Origin of the sequence: Citrobacter sp. Cf132 (assembly GCF_030333885.1) — a bacterium.
Lineage (GTDB): Bacteria > Pseudomonadota > Gammaproteobacteria > Enterobacterales > Enterobacteriaceae > Citrobacter > Citrobacter freundii.
This window is the reverse complement of the sequence record NZ_JAOWFA010000031.1, coordinates 132612-157600: the sequence shown is the minus strand read 5'-3', so window position 1 is coordinate 157600 and position 24989 is coordinate 132612. Positions and strand designations below refer to the sequence as shown.

At 47.8% G+C, this 24989-nt stretch carries 25 protein-coding genes; 14 read left to right on the top strand and 11 right to left on the bottom strand.

The window, feature by feature from the left end; translation table 11 throughout:
- Positions 1–16 precede the first annotated feature (16 nt).
- A complete protein-coding gene (slmA, locus tag OGV85_RS02355; protein WP_003024060.1) occupies positions 17–613 on the top strand; it encodes a nucleoid occlusion factor SlmA in 597 nt (198 codons plus the stop codon).
- An 82-nt stretch (positions 614–695) separates the two neighbouring features.
- On the opposite strand, the gene pyrE is transcribed toward slmA, so the two are convergent.
- Both pyrE and rph read right to left on the bottom strand, forming a co-directional pair.
- Positions 696–1337 (bottom strand): orotate phosphoribosyltransferase, encoded by a 642-nt coding sequence (pyrE, locus tag OGV85_RS02350; RefSeq protein WP_003024058.1) that lies wholly within the window; start codon positions 1335–1337, stop codon positions 696–698.
- Between the two features lie 65 nt (positions 1338–1402).
- Positions 1403–2119, bottom strand: coding sequence for a ribonuclease PH (gene rph / locus OGV85_RS02345; protein WP_003024054.1), 717 nt, complete (start codon positions 2117–2119; stop codon positions 1403–1405).
- Positions 2120–2244: 125 nt separating this feature from the next.
- Between rph and OGV85_RS02340 the strand changes: the two genes are divergently transcribed.
- Both OGV85_RS02340 and OGV85_RS02335 read left to right on the top strand, forming a co-directional pair.
- Positions 2245–3108, top strand: coding sequence for a YicC/YloC family endoribonuclease (locus OGV85_RS02340; RefSeq protein WP_003024052.1), 864 nt, complete (start codon positions 2245–2247; stop codon positions 3106–3108).
- Positions 3109–3306: 198 nt separating this feature from the next.
- The gene (locus OGV85_RS02335; RefSeq protein WP_045426541.1) at positions 3307–4575 is read left to right on the top strand and encodes a tyrosine-type recombinase/integrase; all 1269 of its coding nucleotides are present in this window, start codon (positions 3307–3309) and stop codon (positions 4573–4575) included.
- 415 nt (positions 4576–4990) lie between these two features.
- Here OGV85_RS02335 and OGV85_RS02330 read toward each other — a convergent pair whose 3' ends face one another.
- A complete protein-coding gene (locus tag OGV85_RS02330; RefSeq protein ID WP_139156526.1) occupies positions 4991–6052 on the bottom strand; it encodes a hypothetical protein in 1062 nt (353 codons plus the stop codon).
- Between the two features lie 157 nt (positions 6053–6209).
- Entirely contained in the window at positions 6210–6407 is a 198-nt protein-coding gene (locus OGV85_RS02325) for a helix-turn-helix transcriptional regulator (RefSeq protein WP_032175739.1), read from the bottom strand.
- 141 nt (positions 6408–6548) lie between these two features.
- On the opposite strand from OGV85_RS02325, the gene OGV85_RS02320 reads away from it, so the two are divergent.
- Together OGV85_RS02320 and OGV85_RS02315 are read left to right on the top strand one after the other, a co-directional pair.
- Positions 6549–7049, top strand: coding sequence for a hypothetical protein (locus tag OGV85_RS02320; RefSeq protein WP_149010916.1), 501 nt, complete (start codon positions 6549–6551; stop codon positions 7047–7049).
- Positions 7046–7810 (top strand): hypothetical protein, encoded by a 765-nt coding sequence (locus OGV85_RS02315; protein ID WP_053263757.1) that lies wholly within the window; start codon positions 7046–7048, stop codon positions 7808–7810. The genes OGV85_RS02320 and OGV85_RS02315 overlap by 4 nt, the downstream gene beginning before the upstream one ends.
- 193 nt (positions 7811–8003) lie before the next feature.
- Here OGV85_RS02315 and OGV85_RS02310 read toward each other — a convergent pair whose 3' ends face one another.
- From OGV85_RS02310 to OGV85_RS02300, 3 genes are all read right to left on the bottom strand, one after another.
- Positions 8004–8327: a hypothetical protein gene (locus tag OGV85_RS02310; RefSeq protein WP_032175742.1), complete on the bottom strand. Its 324-nt coding sequence runs from the start codon at positions 8325–8327 to the stop codon at positions 8004–8006.
- 11 nt (positions 8328–8338) lie between these two features.
- Positions 8339–8833 (bottom strand): hypothetical protein, encoded by a 495-nt coding sequence (locus tag OGV85_RS02305; protein ID WP_053263756.1) that lies wholly within the window; start codon positions 8831–8833, stop codon positions 8339–8341.
- A gap of 85 nt (positions 8834–8918) precedes the next feature.
- Positions 8919–9170, bottom strand: coding sequence for a helix-turn-helix domain-containing protein (locus tag OGV85_RS02300; RefSeq protein WP_032175744.1), 252 nt, complete (start codon positions 9168–9170; stop codon positions 8919–8921).
- A gap of 123 nt (positions 9171–9293) precedes the next feature.
- Here OGV85_RS02300 and OGV85_RS02295 point away from each other — a divergent pair, with 123 nt between their 5' ends.
- The 3 genes from OGV85_RS02295 (at position 9294) to OGV85_RS02285 (ending at position 12419) form a co-directional block, all read left to right on the top strand.
- On the top strand, positions 9294–9674 hold the full coding sequence (locus OGV85_RS02295; RefSeq protein ID WP_050487627.1) for a hypothetical protein: 381 nt from the start codon (positions 9294–9296) through the stop codon (positions 9672–9674).
- Between the two features lie 166 nt (positions 9675–9840).
- Positions 9841–10383, top strand: coding sequence for a hypothetical protein (locus OGV85_RS02290; RefSeq protein ID WP_045426554.1), 543 nt, complete (start codon positions 9841–9843; stop codon positions 10381–10383).
- 239 nt (positions 10384–10622) lie between these two features.
- The gene (locus OGV85_RS02285; RefSeq protein ID WP_053263784.1) at positions 10623–12419 is read left to right on the top strand and encodes a hypothetical protein; all 1797 of its coding nucleotides are present in this window, start codon (positions 10623–10625) and stop codon (positions 12417–12419) included.
- A 52-nt stretch (positions 12420–12471) separates the two neighbouring features.
- On the opposite strand, the gene OGV85_RS02280 is transcribed toward OGV85_RS02285, so the two are convergent.
- Positions 12472–13599: a helix-turn-helix domain-containing protein gene (locus OGV85_RS02280; RefSeq protein ID WP_032175747.1), complete on the bottom strand. Its 1128-nt coding sequence runs from the start codon at positions 13597–13599 to the stop codon at positions 12472–12474.
- A gap of 3 nt (positions 13600–13602) precedes the next feature.
- The gene (locus OGV85_RS02275) at positions 13603–14217 is read right to left on the bottom strand and encodes a hypothetical protein (RefSeq protein ID WP_223862641.1); all 615 of its coding nucleotides are present in this window, start codon (positions 14215–14217) and stop codon (positions 13603–13605) included.
- A gap of 1014 nt (positions 14218–15231) precedes the next feature.
- Here OGV85_RS02275 and OGV85_RS02270 point away from each other — a divergent pair.
- Entirely contained in the window at positions 15232–15849 is a 618-nt protein-coding gene (locus OGV85_RS02270) for a trimeric intracellular cation channel family protein (protein ID WP_003024049.1), read from the top strand.
- Here the strand turns inward: OGV85_RS02270 and ligB are convergent.
- The gene (ligB, locus tag OGV85_RS02265) at positions 15846–17525 is read right to left on the bottom strand and encodes an NAD-dependent DNA ligase LigB (RefSeq protein ID WP_061547486.1); all 1680 of its coding nucleotides are present in this window, start codon (positions 17523–17525) and stop codon (positions 15846–15848) included. The two genes, OGV85_RS02270 and ligB, sit on opposite strands and share 4 nt — an antisense overlap.
- 261 nt (positions 17526–17786) lie before the next feature.
- Between ligB and gmk the strand changes: the two genes are divergently transcribed.
- The 5 genes from gmk to recG are packed head-to-tail and all read left to right on the top strand — an operon-like array spanning position 17787 to position 23654.
- Positions 17787–18410 carry a guanylate kinase gene (gene gmk / locus OGV85_RS02260; protein WP_003024042.1) on the top strand — a complete coding sequence of 208 codons (624 nt, stop codon included), beginning with the start codon at positions 17787–17789 and terminating at the stop codon, positions 18408–18410.
- A gap of 54 nt (positions 18411–18464) precedes the next feature.
- Positions 18465–18740, top strand: a complete 276-nt coding sequence (rpoZ, locus tag OGV85_RS02255; protein ID WP_000135058.1) for a DNA-directed RNA polymerase subunit omega — start codon at positions 18465–18467, stop codon at positions 18738–18740.
- Between the two features lie 18 nt (positions 18741–18758).
- Positions 18759–20873, top strand: coding sequence for a bifunctional GTP diphosphokinase/guanosine-3',5'-bis pyrophosphate 3'-pyrophosphohydrolase (spoT, locus tag OGV85_RS02250; RefSeq protein WP_048218843.1), 2115 nt, complete (start codon positions 18759–18761; stop codon positions 20871–20873).
- A 4-nt stretch (positions 20874–20877) separates the two neighbouring features.
- Entirely contained in the window at positions 20878–21567 is a 690-nt protein-coding gene (trmH, locus tag OGV85_RS02245; protein ID WP_057064216.1) for a tRNA (guanosine(18)-2'-O)-methyltransferase TrmH, read from the top strand.
- Positions 21568–21572: 5 nt separating this feature from the next.
- Positions 21573–23654: an ATP-dependent DNA helicase RecG gene (recG, locus tag OGV85_RS02240; protein WP_061547428.1), complete on the top strand. Its 2082-nt coding sequence runs from the start codon at positions 21573–21575 to the stop codon at positions 23652–23654.
- Positions 23655–23696: 42 nt separating this feature from the next.
- On the opposite strand, the gene gltS is transcribed toward recG, so the two are convergent.
- Positions 23697–24902, bottom strand: a complete 1206-nt coding sequence (gltS, locus tag OGV85_RS02235; RefSeq protein ID WP_061547427.1) for a sodium/glutamate symporter — start codon at positions 24900–24902, stop codon at positions 23697–23699.
- Positions 24903–24989 lie beyond the last annotated feature (87 nt).

Genomic DNA, 24989 nt, shown 5'->3' with positions numbered 1-24989 from the left:
AGGGGTATTTTGTAACATGGTAGAAAAGCAAACTGCGAAAAGGAATCGTCGCGAAGAAATACTTCAGTCTCTGGCACTGATGCTTGAGTCCAGCGATGGTAGCCAACGCATCACCACAGCAAAGCTGGCAGCCTCAGTTGGCGTATCCGAAGCGGCATTGTATCGCCATTTTCCCAGCAAGACTCGCATGTTCGATAGCCTGATTGAGTTTATCGAAGATAGTCTGATTACCCGTATCAATCTGATTTTGAAAGATGAAAAGGACACCAGCGCGCGTCTGCGTCTGATCGTTCTGCTGATTTTAGGGTTTGGTGAGCGTAATCCGGGCCTGACGCGAATTCTGACCGGACACGCGTTGATGTTCGAGCAAGACCGTCTGCAAGGTCGTATTAACCAACTTTTTGAGCGCATTGAAGCGCAGTTGCGCCAGGTTCTGCGAGAAAAAAGAATGCGTGAAGGTGAAGGCTACACCGTGGATGAAACGCTTCTGGCCAGTCAGTTACTGGCTTTCTGCGAAGGTATGCTATCCCGGTTTGTACGTAGCGAATTTAAATACCGCCCAACGGATGATTTTGACACCCGCTGGCCGTTGGTTGCCGCTCAATTGCAGTAGCGATTTCGTCTTGTCCGGCCTACGTAAACCGTAGGCCCGGTAAGTGCGTAGGCCGGATCAGCGCAGCGCTATCCTGCTGTCCTTATACACCGTATGCTTCGCGATAGGCTCGTACTGCCGCCAGGTGCTCCGCCATCTCCGGTTTCTCTTCCAGATACGCAATCAGGTCTTTCAGGGTGATAATAGAGATCACTTTGCAACCGTAATCACGTTCCACTTCCTGAATAGCGGAAATCTCGCCGCGACCGCGTTCCTGACGATCGAGAGAAATCAGTACCCCCGCCAGAGTGGCGCCATTCGCCTGGATAATTTCCATCGACTCACGAATCGCCGTACCTGCGGTGATAACATCATCCACCAGCATCACGCGCCCCTCAAGTGCACTACCGACCAGATTGCCACCTTCACCGTGGGTCTTCGCCTCTTTACGGTTAAAGCAGTACGGCAAATCTTTATCGTGGTGTTCAGCCAGCGCAACGGCCGTTGTAGTCGCAATCGGAATACCTTTGTACGCTGGGCCAAACAGCAAATCGAACTCAATACCGGAATCCACCAGCGCTTCGGCGTAAAAACGGCCTAACAGAGCCAGGTCGCGCCCGGTATTAAACAGTCCGGCGTTGAAGAAATAGGGGCTTTTACGCCCGGATTTCAGCGTAAACTCGCCAAACTTTAGTACCTGCTTGCTAAGCGCAAACTCAATAAACTGGCGCTGATACGGTTTCATGGATTCGCTCCTCATCTCACTTTATTACAGACAAAAAAAAGGCGACTCATCAGTCGCCTTTAAAATCAATTTTCTAACGCCGCCTTCTGCGTCGCTACAATGGATTCGATTCCCCCTCGGGCTAACGCCAGTAGGGTGAGAAGTTCTTCATGGCTGAATGGCTCACCTTCCGCCGTGCCCTGAACCTCTATAATGCGACCGTCTTCAGTCATCACTACGTTCATGTCGGTTTCTGCAGCAGAGTCTTCAACGTACTCGAGGTCACAGAGCGCTTCACCGTTAACAATGCCCACGGAAACCGCGGCGACCATCCCTTTCATCGGGTTAGTTTTCAGTTTACCGCTCGCGACCAGCTTGTTCAGCGCATCCGCCAACGCAACGCATGCGCCGGTAATTGATGCGGTGCGGGTACCGCCATCTGCCTGGATAACATCGCAGTCCAGCGTAATGGTGAACTCACCGAGCGTCTTCAGGTCAACGGCAGCGCGCAGCGCACGAGCGATCAGACGCTGGATTTCCATGGTACGACCGCCCTGCTTACCTTTCGCCGCTTCACGGGCGTTACGGGTGTGTGTGGCGCGTGGCAGCATGCCATATTCTGCGGTGATCCAACCTTGGCCCTGACCTTTCAGAAAACGCGGTACGCCTTCATCAATAGAAGCGGTACATAGCACTTTGGTATCACCAAATTCGACCAGCACGGAGCCTTCAGCGTGTTTTGTATAATTACGGGTCAGGGTGACGGGACGCACCTGATTGGCACTACGACCTGCTGGACGCATGATAAAATCTCCGGCTTGAAACGAATGTGGCTGCGCATTATACGGACTTCCGACTGTTATTCCTATCCTGACAAGACGTGGATGGCTATAATCCTCCCATCTCATCTTTAAAAACAGGAACGTCTATGATCCGCAGCATGACCGCTTACGCCCGGCGTGAAATCAAGGGTGAATGGGGTAGCGCTACCTGGGAAATGCGCTCGGTAAACCAGCGTTATCTGGAAACTTATTTTCGCCTGCCGGAGCAGTTCCGTAGTCTCGAACCCGTAGTTCGCGAACGTATTCGCACGCGTCTGACGCGCGGTAAAGTCGAATGTACGCTGCGTTTTGAGCCTGATGCCAGTGCACAAGGCGAGCTGATTCTGAATGAAAAACTCGCTAAACAGCTCGTTAGCGCTGCTAACTGGGTCAAAATGCAGAGTGATGAAGGTGAAATTAACCCGGTTGATATCCTGCGTTGGCCAGGCGTAATGGCAGCCCAGGAGCAAGATCTGGACGCCATTGCCGCCGAAATCCTCGCCGCGCTTGACGGTACGCTGGATGACTTTATCGTTGCGCGTGAAACCGAAGGTCAGGCACTGAAGGCGTTGATCGAGCAGCGTCTGGAAGGCGTCAGCGCTGAAGTCACAAAAGTGCGCGCACATATGCCGGAAATCCTGCAATGGCAGCGCGAGCGTCTGGTAGCCAAACTGGAAGATGCTCAGGTGCAGCTGGAAAATAACCGCCTTGAGCAAGAACTGGTGCTGATGGCACAGCGTATCGACGTGGCTGAAGAACTGGATCGCCTGGAAGCTCACGTCAAAGAAACCTACAACATTCTGAAGAAAAAAGAGGCGGTTGGCCGTCGTCTGGACTTCATGATGCAGGAATTCAACCGTGAGTCGAATACTCTGGCATCGAAGTCTATCAATGCCGAAGTGACTAACTCCGCAATTGAACTGAAGGTATTGATCGAGCAAATGCGCGAGCAAATTCAAAACATAGAGTAAAATTTCAGAAAAACTTTTTAAGTCTCACAACATCTCACCGACACCAACAAGCCTGTGTAATAACGGGCTTTTCTAATACCATAGAATCTCACACGATCTCAATACAGCGCACATTTATCGTGTACATAGTTGTGTATATACTCATGTTATGTACACGCACATCTATGTACACAGTAAGAACTTCATTGAGGACGAATTATGGCAAAGCTAACGGACATTCAGATCAAAGCATGGGTGAGGGCTGGGGAACGATTTAATGGTCGATCTGATGGCAATGGCTTGTATCTATGCTTTCCTAAAAACTACGCTATACCATTCTGGCGTTTCCGCTATCGGTTTGTCGGGAAACAGAGGGCAATGGTTATTGGAACCTACTCTGAATTTTCACTCGCTAAAGCGCGAGAAACGGCGAAAGAGCTTTCCGCACGTGTTGCCTTAGGCTATGACGTTGCAGGAGAAAAGCAGGAACGTAAGGCCGAGGCTATCAAAAAGATTGAAGAACAAAAAAATGCGTTGAAGGTTTCAGATCTGGCCCACGAGTACTTCGAACGCCAGATCTTAGGGAACTGGAAACATCCAGATATCCTGCGCCGTCGTATCGACAAAGACATCAATCCTAGTATTGGGCATCTTAAAATCGAAGATGTTCGCCCCCGCCATATTGATGATATGTTGCAGAAGATCATCGCACGAAACGCCCCTACAGTGGCTAATGATGTCCTCCGCTGGACCCGCCGCATTTTCAACTATGGTATCAAACGCCATATGCTGGAGAGTAACCCCACAACAGCGTTTGAGATCGCTGATGCTGGAGGTAAGGAGAAATCCCGTGAACGCTGGCTGAGCAGAGAAGAATTGATTAAATTCTTTCAGGCCATGCGGGTGACTCAAGGATTTTCCCGGCAAAACGAGCTGACTATGAAACTTCTGCTTGCACTCTGCTGTAGGAAAATGGAACTCTGCGCTGCTCAGTGGGCTGAATTTGATTTAAATAACTCAGTCTGGCATTTACCTGCCGAACGGGTAAAGAACGGTGATGCTATCGATATCCCCTTACCCGCGATAACCGTTGAATGGTTGAAGGAACTACACCAGATGTCCCTCAATAGCCAGTGGGTGCTACCTGCGCGTAAAATGCAACACAGAATGATCCCTCATATACAGGAAAGTACACTGCCCGTAGCACTGGCAAAAGTGCGCAGCAACCTTCCTGATATACCAAATTTCACCATCCATGATTTCCGACGTACAGGGCGCTCACACTTAGCTGCTTTAGGCGTTGACCCTGTTGTTGCAGAGCGTTGTTTAAACCACCGTATCAAGGGTGTAGAAGGCATCTATAACCGTTATGAATATTTTCAAGAACGTAAAGCAGCCTTAGAGCAGTGGGCAGCATTACTGGCCTCACTGGAACGCGGTGAGGATTACAATGTGATGCCGATAAAAAACAACAAAAAAATCAGTTAGCCTGTACGGCGATAAAATGTTTCATTGATTTGTTAGGGGATTAACAGACTGGAATGACCCCAGAGCAATAGGCAATTCCGGTCCTCACGACTAGTTCTGTGAGGAATCCCCCATACTGAGGTTGCTTGGGTAATTGTGTATCGTGCCAATATGGCTACTATCGTTAACAACTGGGTGCCTGTAAGAGTCGTTGCCGCTTTCTGCGCACAGATTTAGCAAGTAACCGATGAATTTTACTGGGGGGATATGCCTCTCCGTGAAATGACAAAATACTCATACAGGGCCAGAAACTATTTTTGATGACTCACAGGCTCGTCTGAAGGCCATTTTGGCGCGAACGTTCACCGATGAACAATGGTCATGATTCAGCGCCCTAAGTGCCCCTGTATGAGTAACAAGGGCATCTGGAGTATGTTTAACCAAATCGGCGTATTCTGTTGCTGTTGACCCACAACGGCGCGTTGCTTAACAGGCCGAGTTTAGCTACGCAACTGGGCCAAGCACACCATATTTCAGACTTATTCAGAAGATCATATTCATACATTCTGAACACATTCTCAAGACGCTTCGGCATTTTCCTGAGATTAACAGACTTCAAAAAGTCGTGTTTATTTTTCACCAGATTATGCCCCTTTTCATATTTAAAGCGACTCTCAGTGAGATACAGCGTTTCGTTCAAACCTTTCTGATAGATCTGTAGATCTTCATACGGGTTCTCTACTTTGCCTATATCAGCCAGAAGCAGAGCATTCTTACTCTGCTTTGAGTGAGGTATACTTTTTGGGCGAATTCTGGCCTCGATACGAAGGAAACCCGCGAACTGATCCACGCTGAGAGTGTTTTTGCCCTCGGCTTTTACTGTTTTAAAGGATGTCTCAGCATCAGACAGATCAATTTTCTCATATATAGACATCTGAATATGAGAATTTACTGTTCCCAGCGTTAATCCCCTAGTTTCCGTGCCAAGGTTCATTTTCCCTGTATAGCAGCGTTTCATCCCAAAAAAATAGTCCTCAAGGGTACACTTATACAAATCTAGAGCCACGTCTAAGCGTGTAATCCACGCTCTTTTTAAGAGTTTGAAAATAAACTCACCGAGGCCACTTTCAGCCATCCAAAGAATAAGGCTGTCCATGCCCTTTTCATCCAAATGCTGAGGGCGAAACTCCATTCTTATGTTGCCAACATTTCTTCTTACTGGTTTATATTCAAACCTCAGCAGCATGGTATTTCCAGAGTATATAACAAACCCCTTTTGATAGAGTTTTTTTCCATTCTTCGATATTGTCGCAGGTCTTAAAGAATAGGGCGTTGGATCTTCAAAAACACTCTCAACCCAACGTTTAATAAGTATTCTCTCATTCTTGTTTTCTGCCATGGTTACAATAGTAATCGCATCCACACGCATTCTCAGTGGGTGCCCATCTTTGCTTACCCCAATTTTTAATGACTTCTTCCCATTGTCGATATTATTCATGTTTATCTCCATGCCACCCACCATCGTGAGTGGCTATATCAGTTAATCCAATTACATGCTTCTCACTGGTTATATTCCCCAGTGGCAATATGGTTCTAAGTGGGCGCATATGTGGCTTATAGACGGGCTGAAAACACGCCCATAAGCCATCCACCTGCTACTTTCGCTGCCCTGTGGGTACCCTGGAGGCAATCCACGCCTCAACGTCGTGTTGCAACCATGCCACCGCACGCCCTCCTGTTAGCGATACCGGACGCGGGAATGTGCCTGCTGCAACCATTCGGTAGAGCGTTGCCCGGCTGACGGCGCAGCGCTCCAGTACGGCCTGACGTTTGATCAATTTGAGTTCGTTCATCGAAGTGCTCCTTCAGTTAATGAGGAGCAGGATTTACAAGATGCAATTTCTCTCATTTTTCGAAAAAGAAGCGTGACAGTTCGCCTTGAATTTGTGACAGTCACATAGTCAATGGCGAACTGTACATTTGTCGTAGGAGGTATGATGAGGAACCCGCAGGTAAAAAAGCGTGAGGCTGCCAAGATCAGGAAAAAAATTCAGCGTGATACGTTGGTTAAAAAATTTGGTAGGTTAATGGAAATTTATATCCATAAAGATATGGAGAAATGTCTTGAGGAAATTATCAGGGGAGGAGGGTTTCCCGCTTTAGATGTTGATATGTTGAAAACAACTGAAGGACGTTGTTTTGTTATAGCAGAATTGATTGGATTCACTTATTTGCAACAATGTTCTACCGTCAAAAATAAGAATGAAAAAATAATTCGTGAAATTCATCAAAAGGTATGCAAAGAGAGAGTTAGAAAAGATAAAACAGTCAAGGCCGTTGCGTTGGAATTGAATAATAATAGCGTTTTTTCAATAGGTAAAAAAGACGGTGATATTATAATAGATGACGGGGAGTGGACTGATGCCAAGGTTAAAAAAATGAGTGAATTTTCAACGGTAGCTAAGATTATTATTAATCTGGATAAAAATACATGATTAGTATTTGCGAATATACGTCATTGGATTGGGTATATATTTGGATGAGATATTTTATTATCTCATTTATCACATATTCAATATTTGCATACATCATTAAGAGAATATTATACCCGTTCAGAAAAGAGTTTTCTTCTCCTCCTATTGCAAGATGGCAGAATGGACATGAAAGCACATTTTTTATCAGTCCTGATTACTGGTGGGCATTTCGCTTCAAATCCCGACTAAAGGCAAACGTTACGGGTGAAAAAGTGAAGGAAGAGTTAAAAGATTATGTGGATATAAACAATAAGGTTAACTTTTGTATTAGTGTTATTATCATGGTGCTTAATTTTCTTGTTTATGAATATGCTCATGATTACTTTTATTCAAAAGCGTTAATGTGTATAGCTTTTATTCGATTTATTTCTAGAAGTTATGAGATCACATATGCTTTTGTTTGTGACATATTTCAGCAGCATGAATCCGTTACGGGGTTAAACAAACATGAACGTATTCGGTTAGCTCTATTTAGCTATTTAGAGATATTTTTTTATTCAGCGGCGGCATATATGCTATTACCGCAAATAAATTCTGTATATGATGCCGTTACAATGTCGTTGAGTGTTGGCACGCTAACGAATGTGGGGTATGCATTTAATTTTTGTGGGCAAAATACACCTTTCATTACAAACATTGTGTTTGTTCAGGTTTTTGCTACATTAAGTCTTGTAGTACTAAGTCTTGCAGTATATCTTTCTAGGAAGGATGGTGACACGTAATTACCTCTATTCAATATCTTAGGCGGAAAATATCATCACAAAAGTGAAGTATTAAAACTGAAATAAAACCACACGTCAGAAACATTATCGCTGCCGTATGGTTTTTTTATTTGAAAGGACGGTGTTCTACTTTATTAGATATTAAGTGCTTTAGCATCCTTTAAAATAACAAAGAAATATAGTTAGCATTAGTTCAGCCCTTTAGGTGCGTCTTCCCCGCCAGCATATCAATCATTACGAGATAAATTTTCTCGCACTGAGCCCCGCTATTCTGTACAGCGAACTTCCATCCTTCATCCATAGCCGCAGCAACCTCTGTTGTTGAGGCTATGGGCCAGTCGCTTACGGTGTCGTAGACTCTACCGATCGCCGTTTTCTTATCAACGCCTGTACGTTGCTGTAGACACATCCTGACCATCACTTCTGCGGCCTGAGCAGGCTGGCTTGCCGGGTAAGTTGCCAGCGCCGGGGCGGATGCTGTTGTGACGAGTAGCGCAGTAATAATACGCTTCTTCATTGTGTTACCCCTCACTGAATTGGAATACCCTGAACCGGGCTGTTTTCCCATTTCATCGGGCGGTCTTCCGGCTCGGTAGGGGCGGGTGCTAAAGCAGGGGATTCGGTTTGCGGCGAGTTCGTGGCTGAGATCTTTTCCTCAAGCTCATCGAACCGGTCAGTGAAATCTTTAAGCACTTTATTGCATACAATGGAGGCCTGATCCTGCTGACCAAGCATTCGTGCATTCAGTACGTCTATATCCGCTCGATTGTGATATTCCTGCTCCATTGCCGGGGTGATGCGGGTTGTGGTACCGGAGGCATCCTGGTATTCAAAGCGTTTGATGAGTTTATCAAGCCGCTTAAGTACTGCTGTATCGACAATATATCCCTCAGCTCTGCAAGTGTTCAAAAGACTGAACTGCTCCGTTAAGACGTTGTATGACTGGATCGGTAACACTTTGGCTTCTGCTGATAATGTAAGCAGTAGGATACTCGGTAGTGAGACCATCAATGTTTTTTTCATAATTTCCTGTCCTTAATACTTAAAAATCATGTAGTTGTCAGACTGGTTCTGGTTTGTGATATCAGAATCTGTCGGTTTTACTTCTTTACTTTCCCCCATAGCGCTGAGGCCAGATGGATTCAGGTGTGGTACCCAAAGCGTCTGCAATAATTTTTTCAGCCCGTGGATAATGACGTTCGAAGGCATTATTTAGTGTCCGTGAAGCCAGCCCATGCTGCCGTGAGAGGGAAGACAGAGAAAGCCCCTGTTTGTGCAGGGCCGCGATAATATCGGCCCGGTGCCAGTTAACAGCACTTCCCTTACTTCGCTTTTTTTGCGAATCTGTTGAGTTACTCAATGTATTCACTCCGGGTTGTTAGTACTGGAGATATTAAAAGCGAACAAAGGGAAGTTATCAAGTTCCCTTTTTGTGGTTATTTGCGCTCATTTAACTAACGCTTTGATCAGAGGTGAAATTTTTATGAGTAATGAACAGATGACTGGGCCCAGTGATATCGGTGCGATAGAAAGTGGAGAGTGGCTAACAGCAGAGCAGTTTGCCGGAATGGAAGGGATGCCGGGAACTGCGAAAGGGGCACGGCTACGTCTGGAAAAACTCACAGCTCTGCACCCGGAAATCCGCCGCAAACGCACGAGTGGGAAGGGATTTCTGTACCATATCAGCGCGGCAGGGATGGCGCTGAAAAGTGAGAGGGATGCGACAGATGCCTCAGCAGACGAGCAACTTAACCTGTGGATACAACTGTTTCGCACAATGAAACCGGCCTCCAGGGATAAACTTTTACAGCAGGCTCTGACTCAGGTTGCGAGGGACCTGGCTGAAGGAGACGTTAACCAGTAATAAGTGATGGAAGCCTTGACTGTGTTGGATAAGTGATAATAGGAATCATTTGAATTAACTGTTTGATTTTGCTATAATTAATATAGTGGCAGTCATTACGTACTCAGCCACTGTATTAACCCATCTTGGCTGGTTCACGGCCATCACCTATTCTGGAATCACTACAATGACACTTCCCCGAGACGTCCATGCGTCCCGTCAGGGCCAGCATGACTACTTGTGTGGCATCTACAGCCTGATTAACACCCTCAGTTATCTTTATGACGGCAGAGTTCGGCGAGAAAAATTGATGTACCACCTACTTAGCAGCTATAAACGACGATGGGATTTATTTGATCTACTGACGCTTGGCTTGGATGAAGAGCAAATGGACCACCTGATTGGTGATGTCCTGTTGAAAGGGCATTACGCCCGACATTATCCTCTCAATATTCATACCCCTTTCCGTTACCGCTCCCGACGTACCCGACAGATTCTCAGCGACATCAACGACTGGCTGGCACCATCGGAAAATCAGGCGCAGCGCGTGGTGATTCTGGGCACCACCTGGCACTGGTCTGTGGTTATTCGCACGGATTCCACCCGGCTGTTCTTGTTTGACAGCTTGGGGATACATAGTCAGCGCAGGGACACCTTCTCCATTCAGCCAGAGCTGAAACGGCATACGCTGCTGACGGATGCAATTTACTTTGTTGAACGTGAATTCTGACCTGTACGAGAAGGAGTTGAGCATGACATCTATCGCCAGTGATCGCAGCGGTTACAGACAGACAGTTAAATCATTTACCTGCATGGAGATTATCTCGACATTGATATGAATATTAATCAGTGGCATAGCTCTCAGGAATAAATTTTATTAATTGATCAATTTCTACCAATCAAGTAGATTACCTTCACTGAACTATTTCTCGAATATATTTTGTATTTTTATCTTTAAAGGATACTACGATGCTTGAGAAGTTAGAATTAACCAAAAATGCACAATTTTATATTTCCAAGGGAAATGAACCACTACCTCCAATAGAAGATGTATTTATCTTGGATATATTAAATGCTTCTGATGACAATATTGAACCTGATGCTCTATATATACTAAATGAATTTAGAACTCGAAGCCATTTAATTGATGAAGATATCCCTTATTTATATTCAGTCAGGATATTCCCCACGATCAGGCCAGTTTACTTCATTGGGAAAGATGAAGGTGAGCTTGGCCTATATGACAGAATTCATGCGTTTATTATTATTTTTGAATTTGAAAATCACATTAGTATAATCAAAAAAAGCTGCTCTAATATATCTGAAAAAATTGAGAAAAACTTTGACCTGATTACTAACACAATGATAGCTGAGACTTTCAATGATTCTGATGTTTCTTTCCAAAGAATATCCTTAAGAAACATGACGGTATCGGACAAAGCAATAAGGCAGCGATCTTATGAAGCTCCGGATTTAAAGGGCACTTTCTCTACTCATGCTGCTGGAAGATCAATACCGCTATTCTTGAAATTCAGACAAGGATCAACTGTAAGAACTATTTCAGGAACCGGGCGTTTAGTCGAGTCATCTAATAGAATTAACTTTGATAACTTAGCTCTTTGGGTTTACAATCAACTTTCTCTAATAAAAGATGGTGGGGGCGAAAAGGATTTTTTAGATGCATTTGCTAAGCAGAAGAAACTTCATGAAGTGCTTGAGCACTCAAAACCAAATGCAATTTTAATTGAAAGCTCATCTTTATATGACCAACTCATCGAAGATGATATTAAAATTAGATATGAAAACAAAAAAGGAATAGAGGTTGAACTAAAAACGAAGGAATTAGAGCGATTGATAAAGCATCTCGAAAGAGTTTACGCCATCGATTCAGAAGGAAAAATAACAACTAAATTTGGCCGGGCATTTATCAGAATAAATAATAAAACTTTAACCTTCGACTCCTCATTCTTGAGATCATTAAAAGTAAATGTATCAGGAAGTAATGTTACGCTACAAAGCTATATAATTAAAAATGGATTTTATAGTATAACTTTTGATGATCCCCGCTATATGTATTTTATTGGAAACTGTTTTCAAGATGATTCAGGCATCGCAGAAATAAATAGTATATTAGATATGTTAAGACCCGTGGAAAATATGGATTCCGTAACTAGTGAAAAAGGTAATTTCAGGAAAACCAGTGTCCAATTTTCGAAAGGGTCAATGTTTAATCTAGTTGAGAAGATACATAAAAATGATGACTATGTTTTTTGCGATGATTTAGGTAATGAATGGGCTGATCACATAACCTTTAATAAAGGTGACTCATGCATCAATTTCATTCATTCGAAGCATGGACCGGTTAGTACTTCCGCTAGTAACTTGCATGATGTTGTCGGACAAGCGGTAAAAAACTTAGGTTACATGAATTTTAGTAAAGCTGATTTTATGAAAAAATTCGAAGCTAAATTTGTAGAGAAATATAATTCAACTAAAGGTGAGACAAATATAAAAAGGACCAGAAAAGGCAACTCAAATGGTCTGGATGAATATATTTCTAATCTTTTAAAGGATTTTAAATTGCATAGAAAATGCATTCTGAGCTGTTCCTTTGTATCAAAGAATGAAATAAAGGATGAGTTTAATAAAATATCCAGAGGTGAGAAGGTGAATGGGCACATTACTCAATTGCTATGGATATTGTCATCTTTTTCTCATGCAGTAAAAGAAGTAAACGCAATCCCAATTATCTACTGCTCAGAGTGAGAGAGAAAGTTTAGGCCCTTAAATATTAAGGGCCATAGAGGACAATAAAACGTCAAAACTTGAATGGAACAACAATATCGTCATAGCCATCATCTATGTCAGGTACGTATTTAACACCTGATATATCTGCCAATAATTCTGGTTTGATTTTAATCTTTTCAGCTAACATGCCGAAAGATATACCCAGATGTTCTTTCAAAATAGTTAAACTTTCCTCAAGAACATGAGGTTCTTCTAACGGAATTTGATCGTCCAGTTTTTCTTTTTTTGTTTGTCGTGTTTGACTGAACCAAACATTAGCGCTTCTATATTGCTGGGCGTTAATAAATCCCAAGAAATGTGCTCTATAAATAATTGCTTTAGCACTAACTTTCCATCGAGCTTTTAAAGCATACACTTTTTTCCAGTCAATCATTCCGCCAACACCTAAGCAGGACGGAAATTCTCTGGCAAAAGACTTTCTAGGAAATAAGAAAGCACTAGCAAAAGCATCAGCCTCTCGCTCTGTTTTTTTACATCCAGTCTCAATACCATCATGCATTATTAAATGACCACATTCATGAGCCAAGTCAAAACGCATTCGGCAGGCACTTTCTTTCGCAGTGTTGCGAATTATTATAGGGAATTTTCTATTAACAGATAAAGCATCAACTTTTTCAGACACGCCATCAAAACAGGTAACAATTGCTCCCTGATTTTCAACAACATTAACCATATTATCTATAGGGGCATCAGGTGTTAGCCCCCAACGAATACGGGCCCCCTCAGCAATCTTTTCTATCAATGGAGGTGTTAATTCTACAATCTTACTATTATCAATCAAATTAAAACCGTTCTCGGGCATATCTAGGTGTTCATGCAGCTCAGCAACGAGTTGCTCAAGAATAGTACTGTATGCCTGAACCCGCTCTTTAACACCTGCAGGCGTTGTCTGTCTTTTGCGAAAATGGCATTGCTCTGGCTTAACGTCACCAGAAAGAGGTATCCCGAAGAAATCGGTGGAAACCTGAAGAAACTCTGCCAATGCATTCCGCACGTCATCAGCTGGTGCCCGAACGTCACTTTCGTACTGATGTATACTTTGCCGGGTCACGCAAACAGCATCACCAAGCTCTTGCAGAGTATACCCTTTTAACAAACGAGCGAGCCGAAGCCGCTCGCCATAAAATTCTATAGCCATAACTTACGAACCATTATTCGAGTCATCATTCTCGGCCTTTTTATCTTTCCTTTTAACAGAGATTGATGCTTTCTGAGTTTTGACTGGCTCAGGTAATTCGGTATCAATGGAGCTGAAAGCAGGAACCCTTTCATCCAAAGGAATTTCCCAGCATGAAACCTGCACGCCTTCTAAAAAGCCAGTAAAGGTTACACGCTCAACATAGCGGAAATCATCAACTTCAACAGCAAAAAACCAAATAACTGAAGCAGCGTTGCCTACTTCAACAGGCAATAAACTCATCTGACTCAGCGCTTCTACGCAAGGTATCAGCCTACGCTCTTCCGGGCGATTAGGGCCTCCCCGGTACAAACGGACTGGCACTGAATCAATAGAAAAGGTAAATTTCCCATCGTCTTTCACTATGCCAAGCCAGGGCCACTCTTCATATTGAGTTGCAGCACGAATTATCCTCGTTCGGCAACATTCATAGGCCCTCAACCCAGTTGAACGAGCAGAATCACCAAGCTCTTCATTATGTAAATCAATCACATCATCCCTGACATTTCGAATTAGGGATGCAAGTTGTTTAAGTCGCTCTATTGTTAGAGCTGGGTTTAGCTCCCACGGTTGCTTCATTATAAAAAAGACCTCATGCGTAGAGTTACGTAGCCCTTGATGGGATTTGGTGAAATACCTAGCAATAATCTTGCATTTTTCGATATTTGTCAAGTGACATTAAAAAAGTAACCGATTCGCAATCTTGTCAATACTGATGATAAACATATAATTAATAGCCGTTTTTATGTTTTAGTCAGAACAATACACACTCAGAAACTGAATTCGAGCAGAACCTGATACCGATATGACCAAAGCACTCATCGATCGAGTGCAAAACCATACGATTAGGTAAGAAAACGTTGACCAGTTAGTGCAGCACCTACAAAATCTCATGGTGCAAACTAAATTCGTTAAACACGATTCTGCTCTGAGAGCATTAAGCTACGTGCTAAGGAAGACATTTGGGAATCATAGATAAATCGACATATACACTAAAATGTCCGAATTGCGAGATTGTAGAAACTCTGGCAATACTAGATAAAGGTTCTAACTGGGGCGGCTCTCATTGGCAAAGTGGAGGCTCTTTCCAACATTTTCATACAGAATGGCAAGGAGGAGGCCTTACTGAGCCCTCTCTTAAAATTGCAAAATGTAAAGTATGCCAACAATCCGCACTTGTTACTTCATCTTACTGAACCGATTTCCCCAACTGCAATGAACACTTTCTTTTCTCGTGTACTTAAGAGTGTACTTAACGAAAAAATAGATTATTAAAAACATAATAAAATCAACGCAAACACACAATCACTCAATATTCAGATTCAATCGAGTAAGTCACCATCTCACGTAGCCCGTCAATAAACGGCGGCGCTACGTGCTTTTCCCGACGCTATCAGTTCTCATCTATGCGACAAGAATTATATTTTCTCATCATTTATTGTCACCACTCATATCACAAAGCGCATGCCATAACGTGTTTACAACAATTTCGCATTAGCTGTAGTAATTAAAATCACTTCACCTTAGAAAATCTCAATCGTGACAGTGCGCACAAATCGTTAACCTTAGCCCCCAGCAAATCAGGGGGAATACATGCTGTTACACGTTTTATACTTAATTGGTATTACTGCCGAAGCCATGACCGGTGCGCTTGCGGCTGGGCGTCGTCGTATGGATACGTTTGGCGTCATTATCATTGCCACCGCGACAGCAATTGGCGGTGGTTCAGTACGCGATATTCTTCTCGGCCATTATCCGCTCGGCTGGGTAAAGCACCCTGAATACGTTATTATCGTAGCCACTGCCGCGGTACTGACCACTATTATTGCTCCCGTGATGCCCTATCTGCGCAAAATATTCCTCGTACTGGATGCGCTGGGCCTGGTGGTCTTTTCTATTATCGGGGCTCAGGTGGCACTGGATATGGGCCATGGACCGATTATCGCCGTGGTCGCTGCGGTCACTACCGGGGTTTTCGGCGGCGTATTACGCGATATGTTCTGCAAACGCATCCCGCTGGTGTTCCAGAAAGAACTGTATGCCGGCGTATCATTTGCCGCTGCCGTGCTGTACATCGTGCTGCAGCATTATGTCTCCAGTCATGATGTAGTAGTTATCTCTACCCTGCTCTTCGGCTTTACCGCCCGACTACTGGCGCTGCGCCTGAAGTTAGGTCTGCCTGTATTTTACTATCGCCATGAAGGCCATTAAGGCATAAAGCCCGCGATCCGCTGAGCAGCTAACCAGTTGCTCAGCGCTGTGACCTCTCGATCCTCCAGCCACTGAATAACCTGCCGTGCCCGCTGCTCCCCCATGAAAGGAAGCTGCCGCCAGCTTTGTTCATCGCGTTCTTGCAATTGCTGCCACGAACCATCCCTGCTGGCATTCAGCGTTGCCTGTGTTAACGGTATTCCCATGGCAATCACCCAGCGCGTGAACGGAAGATCGCGTGACAGGTTGAATTGATGCCATAACTTCTCCCCTTTGCTTATACCAAATGTCGACTGTAGTTGTTCCTGAGTTAGCCCGAGCCAGGAAAAGATATGCTCAAAGCGATACACCTGGTGGAGCTCCCGCCATCCCGCCTCGCCGATGCCCTCCAGCCCCAGCACCTCATTGGCCCCCAGCCAGACCAGTCTGGCAACAAACTGTTCCTGGCACTCCGCTGTGGCATAAAAACAGGTTAATGAATTGAAGCGCCCCTCAGGTGGCACTGGCTTACTACGCTGGGTACTGCGCCAGACCACCTCATCTATACGGGGGATCCCTTGTCCGGCCAGGCTCACCAGAATCTGATCGCCAGGCGCGATATCCCATTCATTCCAGCGTCGAACGGAGCCAATATTGACGCGCTGTACGCGTTTATCATCCAGCATGACGGGAGTCAGCAATGCTACCACCGCAATTTTCCCGCTTTTACCAACGGAGAACTGAATACCGGTTACCTCAGATACCCTGGCCACGGGAGGATATTTCCACGCAGCCAGCCAGTCTCCCTGTCCGGGTAGCCAGTATCGCGCCTGCGGCTCTTTTCCTGTTCGCACGACCACGCCATCAGTGACAAAAGGTAATGCTGAAGTCCACCACTTTGCTCGCACTTGCTCTACGTCATCCGCACTCTTCACAGCCTTGGTAAAATGTTGCGTGAAACTGAACCCGGCAGCAGTGAGCTGCTCCAGTCTTTCAGACATGACCGCAGGACCATCGGGCCAGGCCCAGATAAAAATAGCCAGCGAGCCTAATAATTCCGGATTGCTCTGGCGCATCATCAATCCAGCAACCTTCGAGCGGGCGTTCATTCCCCCTCTCTGCTTCTGAATATGCCCCTCTTGCTGCAAAAAAATCTCACCCTGCAACGTACTGTTAGCGAGATTCCCCTTGGTGGAATGTGGTACGGAAGGGATCTGAAGAAACTTTTGCGTCCAGTCTTCGCCTTTCAGGCCATTACCACGGCTAATCGCCCGTACCAGATTGCCATTGCGATAGACTAACGTCACTGCCACGCCATCCACCTTCGGTTGCACCCAGAGATCGCTGCGCGCGTGCATCCATTGCTGTAGCGCTTGCTTATCGGCAAGTTTTCGAACTCCCGTGTGGGGAACGGGGTGCGATACTGTGCCACCCATTGGTGGCGCAGACAGATCTGGTGGAACTTCATCGCCAAAACAGCGCTGCCATTGAATTAGTTGCGCATTGAGCTGGTCGTAAACGCCGTCATCTACGGCACTTTCACCCTGTTTCCAGTAACTGTCATTCCACTGTGTTATCTGCTGCTGTAGTCGTGAAATTTCCTCGTTTGCCCTGGCAGGCGACCAGACGGGGCATACCGCCCATGCGGGTAGATACCCCATTAGCAAAACCAGCCCTATGCCTTTCCATAATCCCATGTTACCTCCGCTGAGCACTGCATTTCCTGGCAGGTATAGCGCGAAATAATAGGGAAACAGAGCGGCAAAAAAGCATCCTGCGAGCACCGTTCCTGACATTTGCACGTATTGCTGCAAATCATCGATAAAACAGGAAACTGATACGCAAAACGCAATAAACATGCGCAAAAAGTGTGACAAGGGCTACGTCACATAGCGGCTACGTGTATAATAAGCCCGTATGTAGGCTCTCTTTCGACAATCACATACATTAAGATACTCATGGCTCAAGGCACGCTTTATATTGTTTCTGCCCCCAGTGGCGCGGGTAAATCCAGCCTGATTCAGGCTTTATTAAAGACCCAACCGTTGTATGACACCCAGGTTTCTGTTTCGCACACCACGCGCGCACCGCGCCCGGGGGAAGTGCACGGTGAACACTATTTTTTTGTGAACCATGATGAATTCAGAACCATGATTGGCAGAGATGCGTTCCTGGAACACGCGGAGGTTTTCGGTAATTACTACGGCACCTCACGTGAAACCATTGAGCAAGTATTAGCATCCGGCGTAGACGTCTTTTTAGATATCGACTGGCAAGGTGCGCAGCAAATTCGCGAAAAAATGCCGCATGCGCGCAGTATTTTTATTTTGCCGCCATCTAAGATTGAGTTGGATCGCCGTCTGCGTGGCCGCGGTCAGGATAGCGAAGACGTGATCGCAAAACGTATGGCGCAAGCTGTTGCAGAAATGAGCCATTACGCCGAATATGATTATCTTATTGTGAACGATGATTTCGATACCGCCCTGGGCGATTTGAAAACCATCATTCGCGCCGAACGTCTGCGCATGAGCCGCCAAAAGCAGCGTCATGACGCTTTAATCAGCAAACTGTTGGCAGACTGAACCCACATTCAGTATCATGCCCAGTCATTTCTTCACCTGTGGAGCATTTTAAGTATGGCACGCGTAACTGTTCAGGACGCTGTAGAGAAAATTGGTAACCGTTTTGACCTGGTACTGGTCGCCGCGCGTCGCGCTCGTCAGATGCAGGTAGGCGGAAAGGATCCGCTCGTACCGGAAGAAAACGATAAAACTACCGTTATCGCGCTGCGCGAAATCGAAGAAGGTCTGATCAACAACCAGATCCTCGACGTGCGTGAGCGCCAGGAACAGCAAGAGCAGGAAGCCGCTGAATTACAAGCCGTTACCGCTATTGCTGAAGGTCGTCGTTAATCACAAAGCGGGTCGCCCTTGTATCTGTTTGAAAGCCTGAATCAACTGATTCAAAACTACCTGCCGGAAGACCAGATTAAGCGTCTTCGGCAGGCGTATCTCGTTGCACGTGACGCTCACGAGGGCCAGACACGTTCAAGCGGTGAACCCTATATCACGCACCCGGTAGCGGTAGCCTGTATTCTGGCCGAGATGAAACTCGACTACGAAACGCTGATGGCTGCACTGCTGCATGACGTGATTGAAGATACCCCAGCCACCTATCAGGACATGGAACAGCTTTTTGGTAAAAGCGTTGCAGAGCTGGTAGAAGGGGTATCGAAGCTTGATAAGCTTAAGTTTCGCGATAAGAAAGAGGCGCAAGCCGAAAACTTTCGCAAGATGATTATGGCGATGGTGCAGGATATCCGCGTCATTCTCATCAAACTTGCCGACCGTACCCACAATATGCGCACGCTGGGCTCATTACGCCCGGACAAGCGTCGCCGCATCGCCCGTGAAACCCTCGAAATCTATAGTCCGCTGGCACACCGTTTAGGTATTCATCACATTAAAACCGAGCTGGAAGAGCTGGGTTTTGAAGCGCTGTACCCGAACCGCTATCGCGTGATTAAAGAAGTGGTTAAAGCCGCTCGCGGCAACCGCAAAGAGATGATCCAAAAAATCCTCTCGGAAATCGAAGGACGTTTGCAGGAGGCAGGTATTCCGTGTCGCGTAAGCGGGCGTGAGAAGCACCTGTACTCTATTTACTGCAAAATGGTGCTCAAAGAGCAGCGTTTTCACTCCATCATGGATATCTACGCATTTCGCGTCATCGTTCATGATTCCGATACCTGCTATCGCGTACTCGGCCAGATGCACAGCCTGTACAAACCACGTCCTGGCCGCGTGAAAGACTATATTGCCATCCCAAAAGCGAACGGATATCAGTCTTTGCACACCTCAATGATCGGCCCTCATGGCGTCCCGGTTGAAGTACAGATTCGTACTGAAGACATGGACCAGATGGCAGAGATGGGTGTCGCAGCGCACTGGGCTTACAAAGAGCACGGCGGCGAAAGCAGCACCACTGCGCAAATCCGCGCTCAGCGCTGGATGCAAAGCCTGCTGGAACTGCAGCAGAGCGCCGGTAGCTCGTTTGAATTTATTGAAAGCGTTAAATCTGATCTCTTCCCGGATGAGATTTATGTTTTCACACCGGAAGGGCGCATTGTCGAACTGCCCGCCGGTGCAACGCCTGTCGACTTCGCCTACGCCGTGCATACCGATATCGGTCACGCTTGCGTCGGCGCGCGCGTCGACAGACAGCCTTACCCGCTTTCACAACCGCTCTTTAGCGGTCAGACAGTTGAGATTATTACCGCCCCGGGTGCGCGCCCGAATGCCGCGTGGCTCAACTTCGTCGTCAGTTCGAAAGCGCGCGCCAAGATTCGCCAACTGCTGAAAAACCTCAAGCGCGATGATTCCGTCAGTCTGGGCCGTCGACTGCTCAACCATGCCCTGGGCGGTAGCCGTAAACTGACTGAGATCCCGCCAGAGAGCATCCAGCGTGAGCTTGAGCGCATGAAGCTCGCCACTCTTGACGATCTGCTCGCAGAAATCGGTCTGGGTAACGCCATGAGCGTGGTGGTAGCGAAAAACCTCCAGCAGGGCGAAGCAACAGCGAACGTACCGGCACAATCTGGCCATGGTCATCTGCCGATCAAAGGTGCAGACGGCGTGCTGATCACCTTCGCGAAATGCTGCCGTCCAATTCCAGGCGATCCCATCATTGCCCACGTCAGTCCGGGTAAAGGTCTGGTGATTCACCATGAGTCCTGCCGTAATATTCGTGGCTACCAGAAAGAGCCAGAGAAATTTATGGCGGTGGAATGGGATAAAGAAACAGAGCAGGAATTCATCACTGAGATTAAGGTGGATATGTTTAACCACCAGGGTGCTTTGGCGAACCTGACGGCGGCAATCAACACGACCACCTCCAATATTCAAAGCCTGAATACGGAAGAGAAAGATGGTCGCGTCTATAGCGCCTTTATTCGCTTGACCGCTCGCGATCGCGTGCACCTGGCGAATATCATGCGCAAAATTCGCGTCATGCCGGACGTAATAAAAGTCACCCGTAACCGAAACTAGTCTTATGAATGAACAGCGCTATGCACGTATCCGCGAGATGCTCGCACGTCGTCAGCCCGATCTGACCGTCTGCATGGAAGAGGTCCACAAACCTCATAACGTTTCCGCTATCATTCGTACTGCAGATGCGGTCGGCGTGCATGAAGTCCACGCCGTCTGGCCGGGTAGTCGTATGCGCACCATGGCCTCTTCTGCCGCAGGCAGCAACAGTTGGGTGCAGGTGAAAACTCACCTTACTATTGGCGATGCGGTCTCACATTTAAAAAACCGCGGCATGCAGGTTCTGGCAACTCATCTGTCAGATAAAGCCGTGGATTTTCGCGATATTGATTACACGCGCCCCACCTGCATCCTGATGGGCCAGGAGAAAACCGGCATCACTCAGGAAGCGTTGGATCTCGCTGATCAGGACATCATCATTCCCATGACTGGCATGGTGCAGTCGCTGAACGTTTCGGTCGCCTCCGCGCTGATTCTGTACGAAGCACAACGCCAGCGGCAAAACGCTGGGATGTACCGACGAGAAAACAGCATGCTGCCACAAGACGAGCAGCAGCGCTTACTGTTTGAAGGCGGTTATCCGGTGCTGGCGAATGTCGCTAAGCGCAAAGGTCTTCCCTACCCTCACGTAAACACGCAGGGCGAAATTGAAGCCGATGCAACGTGGTGGGCCACTATGCAATCTGCGAGATAAACGCGATGAAAGGCCGTTTACTGGATGCCATCCCACTCAACTCTCTGACCGGCGTTGGCGCAGCGCAAAGCAGTAAACTGGCGAAAATTGGCCTGCACACCGTACAGGACCTCCTGCTACACCTCCCCCTGCGTTACGAAGACCGTACCCATCTGTACCCAATTGGCGAACTGCTGCCGGGCGTCTATGCCACCGTTGAAGGCGAAGTGCTGAACTGCAATATCACCTTCAGCGGTCGCCGGATGATGACCTGTCAGATCAGCGATGGCTCCGGCATTCTCACCATGCGCTTTTTCAACTTCAGCGCAGCAATGAAAAACAGCCTCGCCACCGGTCGCCGGGTGCTGGCCTACGGTGAAGCCAAACGCGGGAAATACGGCGCAGAGATGATCCACCCGGAATACCGTGTGCAGGGCGATCTCAGCACGCCGGAATTACAGGAAACGCTGACCCCTGTTTATCCGACTACCGAAGGCGTGAAGCAGGCCACGCTGCGCAAGCTGACCGATCAGGCACTGGATCTGCTCGATACTTGCGCCATTGCCGAACTGCTACCGCCAGAGCTGTTACAGGGCATGATGAGCCTGCCCGAAGCACTGCGCACGTTGCACCGCCCTCCACCGTCGCTGCAACTCAGCGATCTGGAAACAGGACAACATCCGGCGCAGCGACGTCTGATTCTCGAAGAACTGCTGGCGCATAATCTCAGCATGCTGGCATTACGCGCCGGGGCGCAGCGTTTTCATGCCCAGCCGCTGAGCGCAAACAATGCGCTGAAAGATAAGCTGTTGGCGGCGCTACCATTTAAACCGACTGGCGCACAGGCTCGCGTTACCGCTGAGATCGAACGTGATATGGCACTGGATGTCCCAATGATGCGCCTGGTACAGGGTGATGTCGGCTCCGGTAAAACGCTGGTTGCGGCGTTAGCCGCCCTGCGCGCTATCGCACATGGGAAGCAGGTTGCGCTGATGGCCCCCACCGAATTATTGGCTGAACAACATGCGAATAACTTCCGCAGCTGGTTCGCGCCGCTGGGCGTTGAAGTGGGCTGGCTGGCGGGCAAGCAGAAAGGCAAAGCGCGTCTGGCGCAACAGGAAGCCATCGCCAGCGGTCAGGTGCAGATGATTGTCGGTACCCATGCAATTTTCCAGGAACAGGTTCAGTTCAACGGTCTGGCACTGGTTATCATCGACGAACAGCACCGCTTCGGGGTGCATCAGCGTCTGGCGCTGTGGGAAAAAGGTCAGCAGCAGGGTTTCCACCCGCACCAGCTCATCATGACTGCCACGCCAATCCCGCGCACGCTGGCGATGACCGCCTATGCTGATCTCGACACCTCAGTAATTGATGAACTCCCACCGGGACGTACGCCGGTCACCACGGTCGCCATTCCGGATACCCGCCGCAGCGACATCATTGATCGCGTGCGCAACGCCTGTACCCACGAAGCGCGCCAGGCATACTGGGTTTGTACGCTGATTGAAGAGTCTGATCTGTTAGAAGCTCAGGCAGCAGAAGCAACGTGGGAAGAGCTTAAGATTGCGCTGCCAGAACTCAATATTGGCCTGGTACACGGCCGTATGAAGCCCGCCGAGAAGCAGTCAGTAATGGCGGCCTTTAAGCAGGGTGAACTGCATCTGTTGGTTGCCACCACGGTGATTGAAGTGGGCGTGGACGTGCCAAACGCCAGCCTGATGATTATTGAAAACCCGGAGCGCCTGGGCCTGGCCCAGCTGCATCAGCTGCGTGGCCGCGTAGGTCGTGGCGCGGTGGCCTCCCACTGCGTCCTGCTGTACAAATCACCGCTGTCTAAAACCGCGCAGAAACGCTTGCAGGTTCTGCGAGACAGCAACGACGGGTTCGTGATTGCGCAAAAAGATTTAGAGATTCGCGGCCCCGGCGAGCTGTTAGGTACTCGCCAGACCGGAACGGCAGAATTCAAGGTCGCAGATTTACTGCGTGATCAGGCGATTATCCCGGAAGTTCAGCGCATTGCTCGCCATATTCACGAACGCTATCCGCAACAGGCCGTGGCGCTAATAGAGCGCTGGATGCCGGAAACCGAACGCTACTCCAACGCATAGTCGATTCATAGCGGCGGCGGATGTTACCCCGCCGCACAGCCGTTATTGCGCAAAAATCGGTAACAGCAGATACAGCTTAATCACCAGCGCGTTGACGATATCGATAAAGAATGCCCCCACCATCGGCACCACCAGAAACGCCATATGGGATGGCCCAAAGCGTTCGGTAATCGCCTGCATGTTGGCAATCGCCGTCGGCGTCGCGCCGAGGCCAAAACCGCAGTGTCCGGCAGCCAGCACAGCGGCATCGTAGTTCTTACCCATCATGCGCCAGGTAACGAATATCGCATACAGCGCCATGAAAGTGGTCTGCACAACCAGGATTGCCAGCATCGGCAAGGCCAGAGAAGCCAGTTCCCATAGCTTCAGGCTCATCAGCGCCATCGCCAGGAACAGTGACAGACTAACGTTACCCAGCACAGAAACCGCACGTTCGAACACCCGGTAAAAGCCCAGTAGCGCCAGACCATTGCTGAGGATCACCCCAACAAACAGCACGCAAACGAAGGTCGGCAGTTCCAGCACCGTCCCAACCAGCATTTGCGCAACGATTTTACCCACCGTCAGACAGATAGCGATCAGCGCGATGGTTTCAATCAGCACCAGTGAGGTGATCATGCGTCCGACGTCCGGCTTTTCAAATGCGGTCGGCACAGCCTGATCGTCCGGCATACCGTCTGGCGTGGTGGAGTGTTTGACCAGATAGCGTGCCACCGGGCCACCAATCAGCCCACCCAATACCAGACCAAACGTTGCGCAAGCCATCGCCACTTCAGTCGCATTGGTGAAGCCATAACGTTCAATAAACAGCTTGCTCCATGCGGCCCCGGTTCCGTGTCCACCAGAGAGGGTGATCGAGCCAGCGATCAGACCCATCAGCGGGTCCAGACCCAGCAGGGTCGCCATACCAATACCGATGGCGTTTTGCATCAGCAACAGGCCAACAACCACAATCAGAAAAATACCCACCACGCGGCCGCCAGCACGCAAGCTGGCGATATTGGCGTTCAGACCGATAGTGGCGAAGAAGGCCAGCATCAACGGATCGCGCAGTGTCATGTCGAAGTTCACTTCCCAGCCCATGCTTTTTTTCAGCACCAGCAGCGCAATCGCCACCAGCAGGCCGCCCGCTACGGGTTCGGGAATGGTGTATTTTTTCAGGAAGGAAACAGACTGGACGAGCTTACGTCCCAGCAGCAACACAAGGGTTGCCGCAACCAGCGTTGATAACGTATCGAGATAAAACATTTACAGCTCCATTAGTGCGTTTAGCACAATCACGCACGATGCATTCCAGACCGATTTTTAGCTCTTATTGAGTTTTCGGGGTGGATT

What these genes read in the sequence shown, in the direction of transcription:
- OGV85_RS02295 (WP_050487627.1), top strand. Translation starts at nt 9,294, where the DNA reads ATGAGTAATGAACAGATGACTGGGCCCAGTGATATCGGTGCGATAGAA.
- recG (WP_061547428.1), top strand. Translation starts at nt 21,573, where the DNA reads ATGAAAGGCCGTTTACTGGATGCCATCCCACTCAACTCTCTGACCGGC.
- OGV85_RS02330 (WP_139156526.1), bottom strand. Translation starts at nt 6,052, where the DNA reads ATGAATAATATCGACAATGGGAAGAAGTCATTAAAAATTGGGGTAAGC.
- OGV85_RS02305 (WP_053263756.1), bottom strand. Translation starts at nt 8,833, where the DNA reads ATGAAAAAAACATTGATGGTCTCACTACCGAGTATCCTACTGCTTACA.
- OGV85_RS02310 (WP_032175742.1), bottom strand. Translation starts at nt 8,327, where the DNA reads ATGAAGAAGCGTATTATTACTGCGCTACTCGTCACAACAGCATCCGCC.
- OGV85_RS02285 (WP_053263784.1), top strand. Translation starts at nt 10,623, where the DNA reads ATGCTTGAGAAGTTAGAATTAACCAAAAATGCACAATTTTATATTTCC.
- gltS (WP_061547427.1), bottom strand. Translation starts at nt 24,902, where the DNA reads ATGTTTTATCTCGATACGTTATCAACGCTGGTTGCGGCAACCCTTGTG.
- OGV85_RS02280 (WP_032175747.1), bottom strand. Translation starts at nt 13,599, where the DNA reads ATGGCTATAGAATTTTATGGCGAGCGGCTTCGGCTCGCTCGTTTGTTA.
- OGV85_RS02335 (WP_045426541.1), top strand. Translation starts at nt 3,307, where the DNA reads ATGGCAAAGCTAACGGACATTCAGATCAAAGCATGGGTGAGGGCTGGG.
- OGV85_RS02320 (WP_149010916.1), top strand. Translation starts at nt 6,549, where the DNA reads ATGATGAGGAACCCGCAGGTAAAAAAGCGTGAGGCTGCCAAGATCAGG.
- slmA (WP_003024060.1), top strand. Translation starts at nt 17, where the DNA reads ATGGTAGAAAAGCAAACTGCGAAAAGGAATCGTCGCGAAGAAATACTT.
- OGV85_RS02275 (WP_223862641.1), bottom strand. Translation starts at nt 14,217, where the DNA reads ATGAAGCAACCGTGGGAGCTAAACCCAGCTCTAACAATAGAGCGACTT.
- OGV85_RS02315 (WP_053263757.1), top strand. Translation starts at nt 7,046, where the DNA reads ATGATTAGTATTTGCGAATATACGTCATTGGATTGGGTATATATTTGG.
- rpoZ (WP_000135058.1), top strand. Translation starts at nt 18,465, where the DNA reads ATGGCACGCGTAACTGTTCAGGACGCTGTAGAGAAAATTGGTAACCGT.
- trmH (WP_057064216.1), top strand. Translation starts at nt 20,878, where the DNA reads ATGAATGAACAGCGCTATGCACGTATCCGCGAGATGCTCGCACGTCGT.
- OGV85_RS02270 (WP_003024049.1), top strand. Translation starts at nt 15,232, where the DNA reads ATGCTGTTACACGTTTTATACTTAATTGGTATTACTGCCGAAGCCATG.
- pyrE (WP_003024058.1), bottom strand. Translation starts at nt 1,337, where the DNA reads ATGAAACCGTATCAGCGCCAGTTTATTGAGTTTGCGCTTAGCAAGCAG.
- gmk (WP_003024042.1), top strand. Translation starts at nt 17,787, where the DNA reads ATGGCTCAAGGCACGCTTTATATTGTTTCTGCCCCCAGTGGCGCGGGT.
- ligB (WP_061547486.1), bottom strand. Translation starts at nt 17,525, where the DNA reads ATGGGATTATGGAAAGGCATAGGGCTGGTTTTGCTAATGGGGTATCTA.
- OGV85_RS02325 (WP_032175739.1), bottom strand. Translation starts at nt 6,407, where the DNA reads ATGAACGAACTCAAATTGATCAAACGTCAGGCCGTACTGGAGCGCTGC.
- OGV85_RS02290 (WP_045426554.1), top strand. Translation starts at nt 9,841, where the DNA reads ATGACACTTCCCCGAGACGTCCATGCGTCCCGTCAGGGCCAGCATGAC.
- OGV85_RS02340 (WP_003024052.1), top strand. Translation starts at nt 2,245, where the DNA reads ATGATCCGCAGCATGACCGCTTACGCCCGGCGTGAAATCAAGGGTGAA.
- rph (WP_003024054.1), bottom strand. Translation starts at nt 2,119, where the DNA reads ATGCGTCCAGCAGGTCGTAGTGCCAATCAGGTGCGTCCCGTCACCCTG.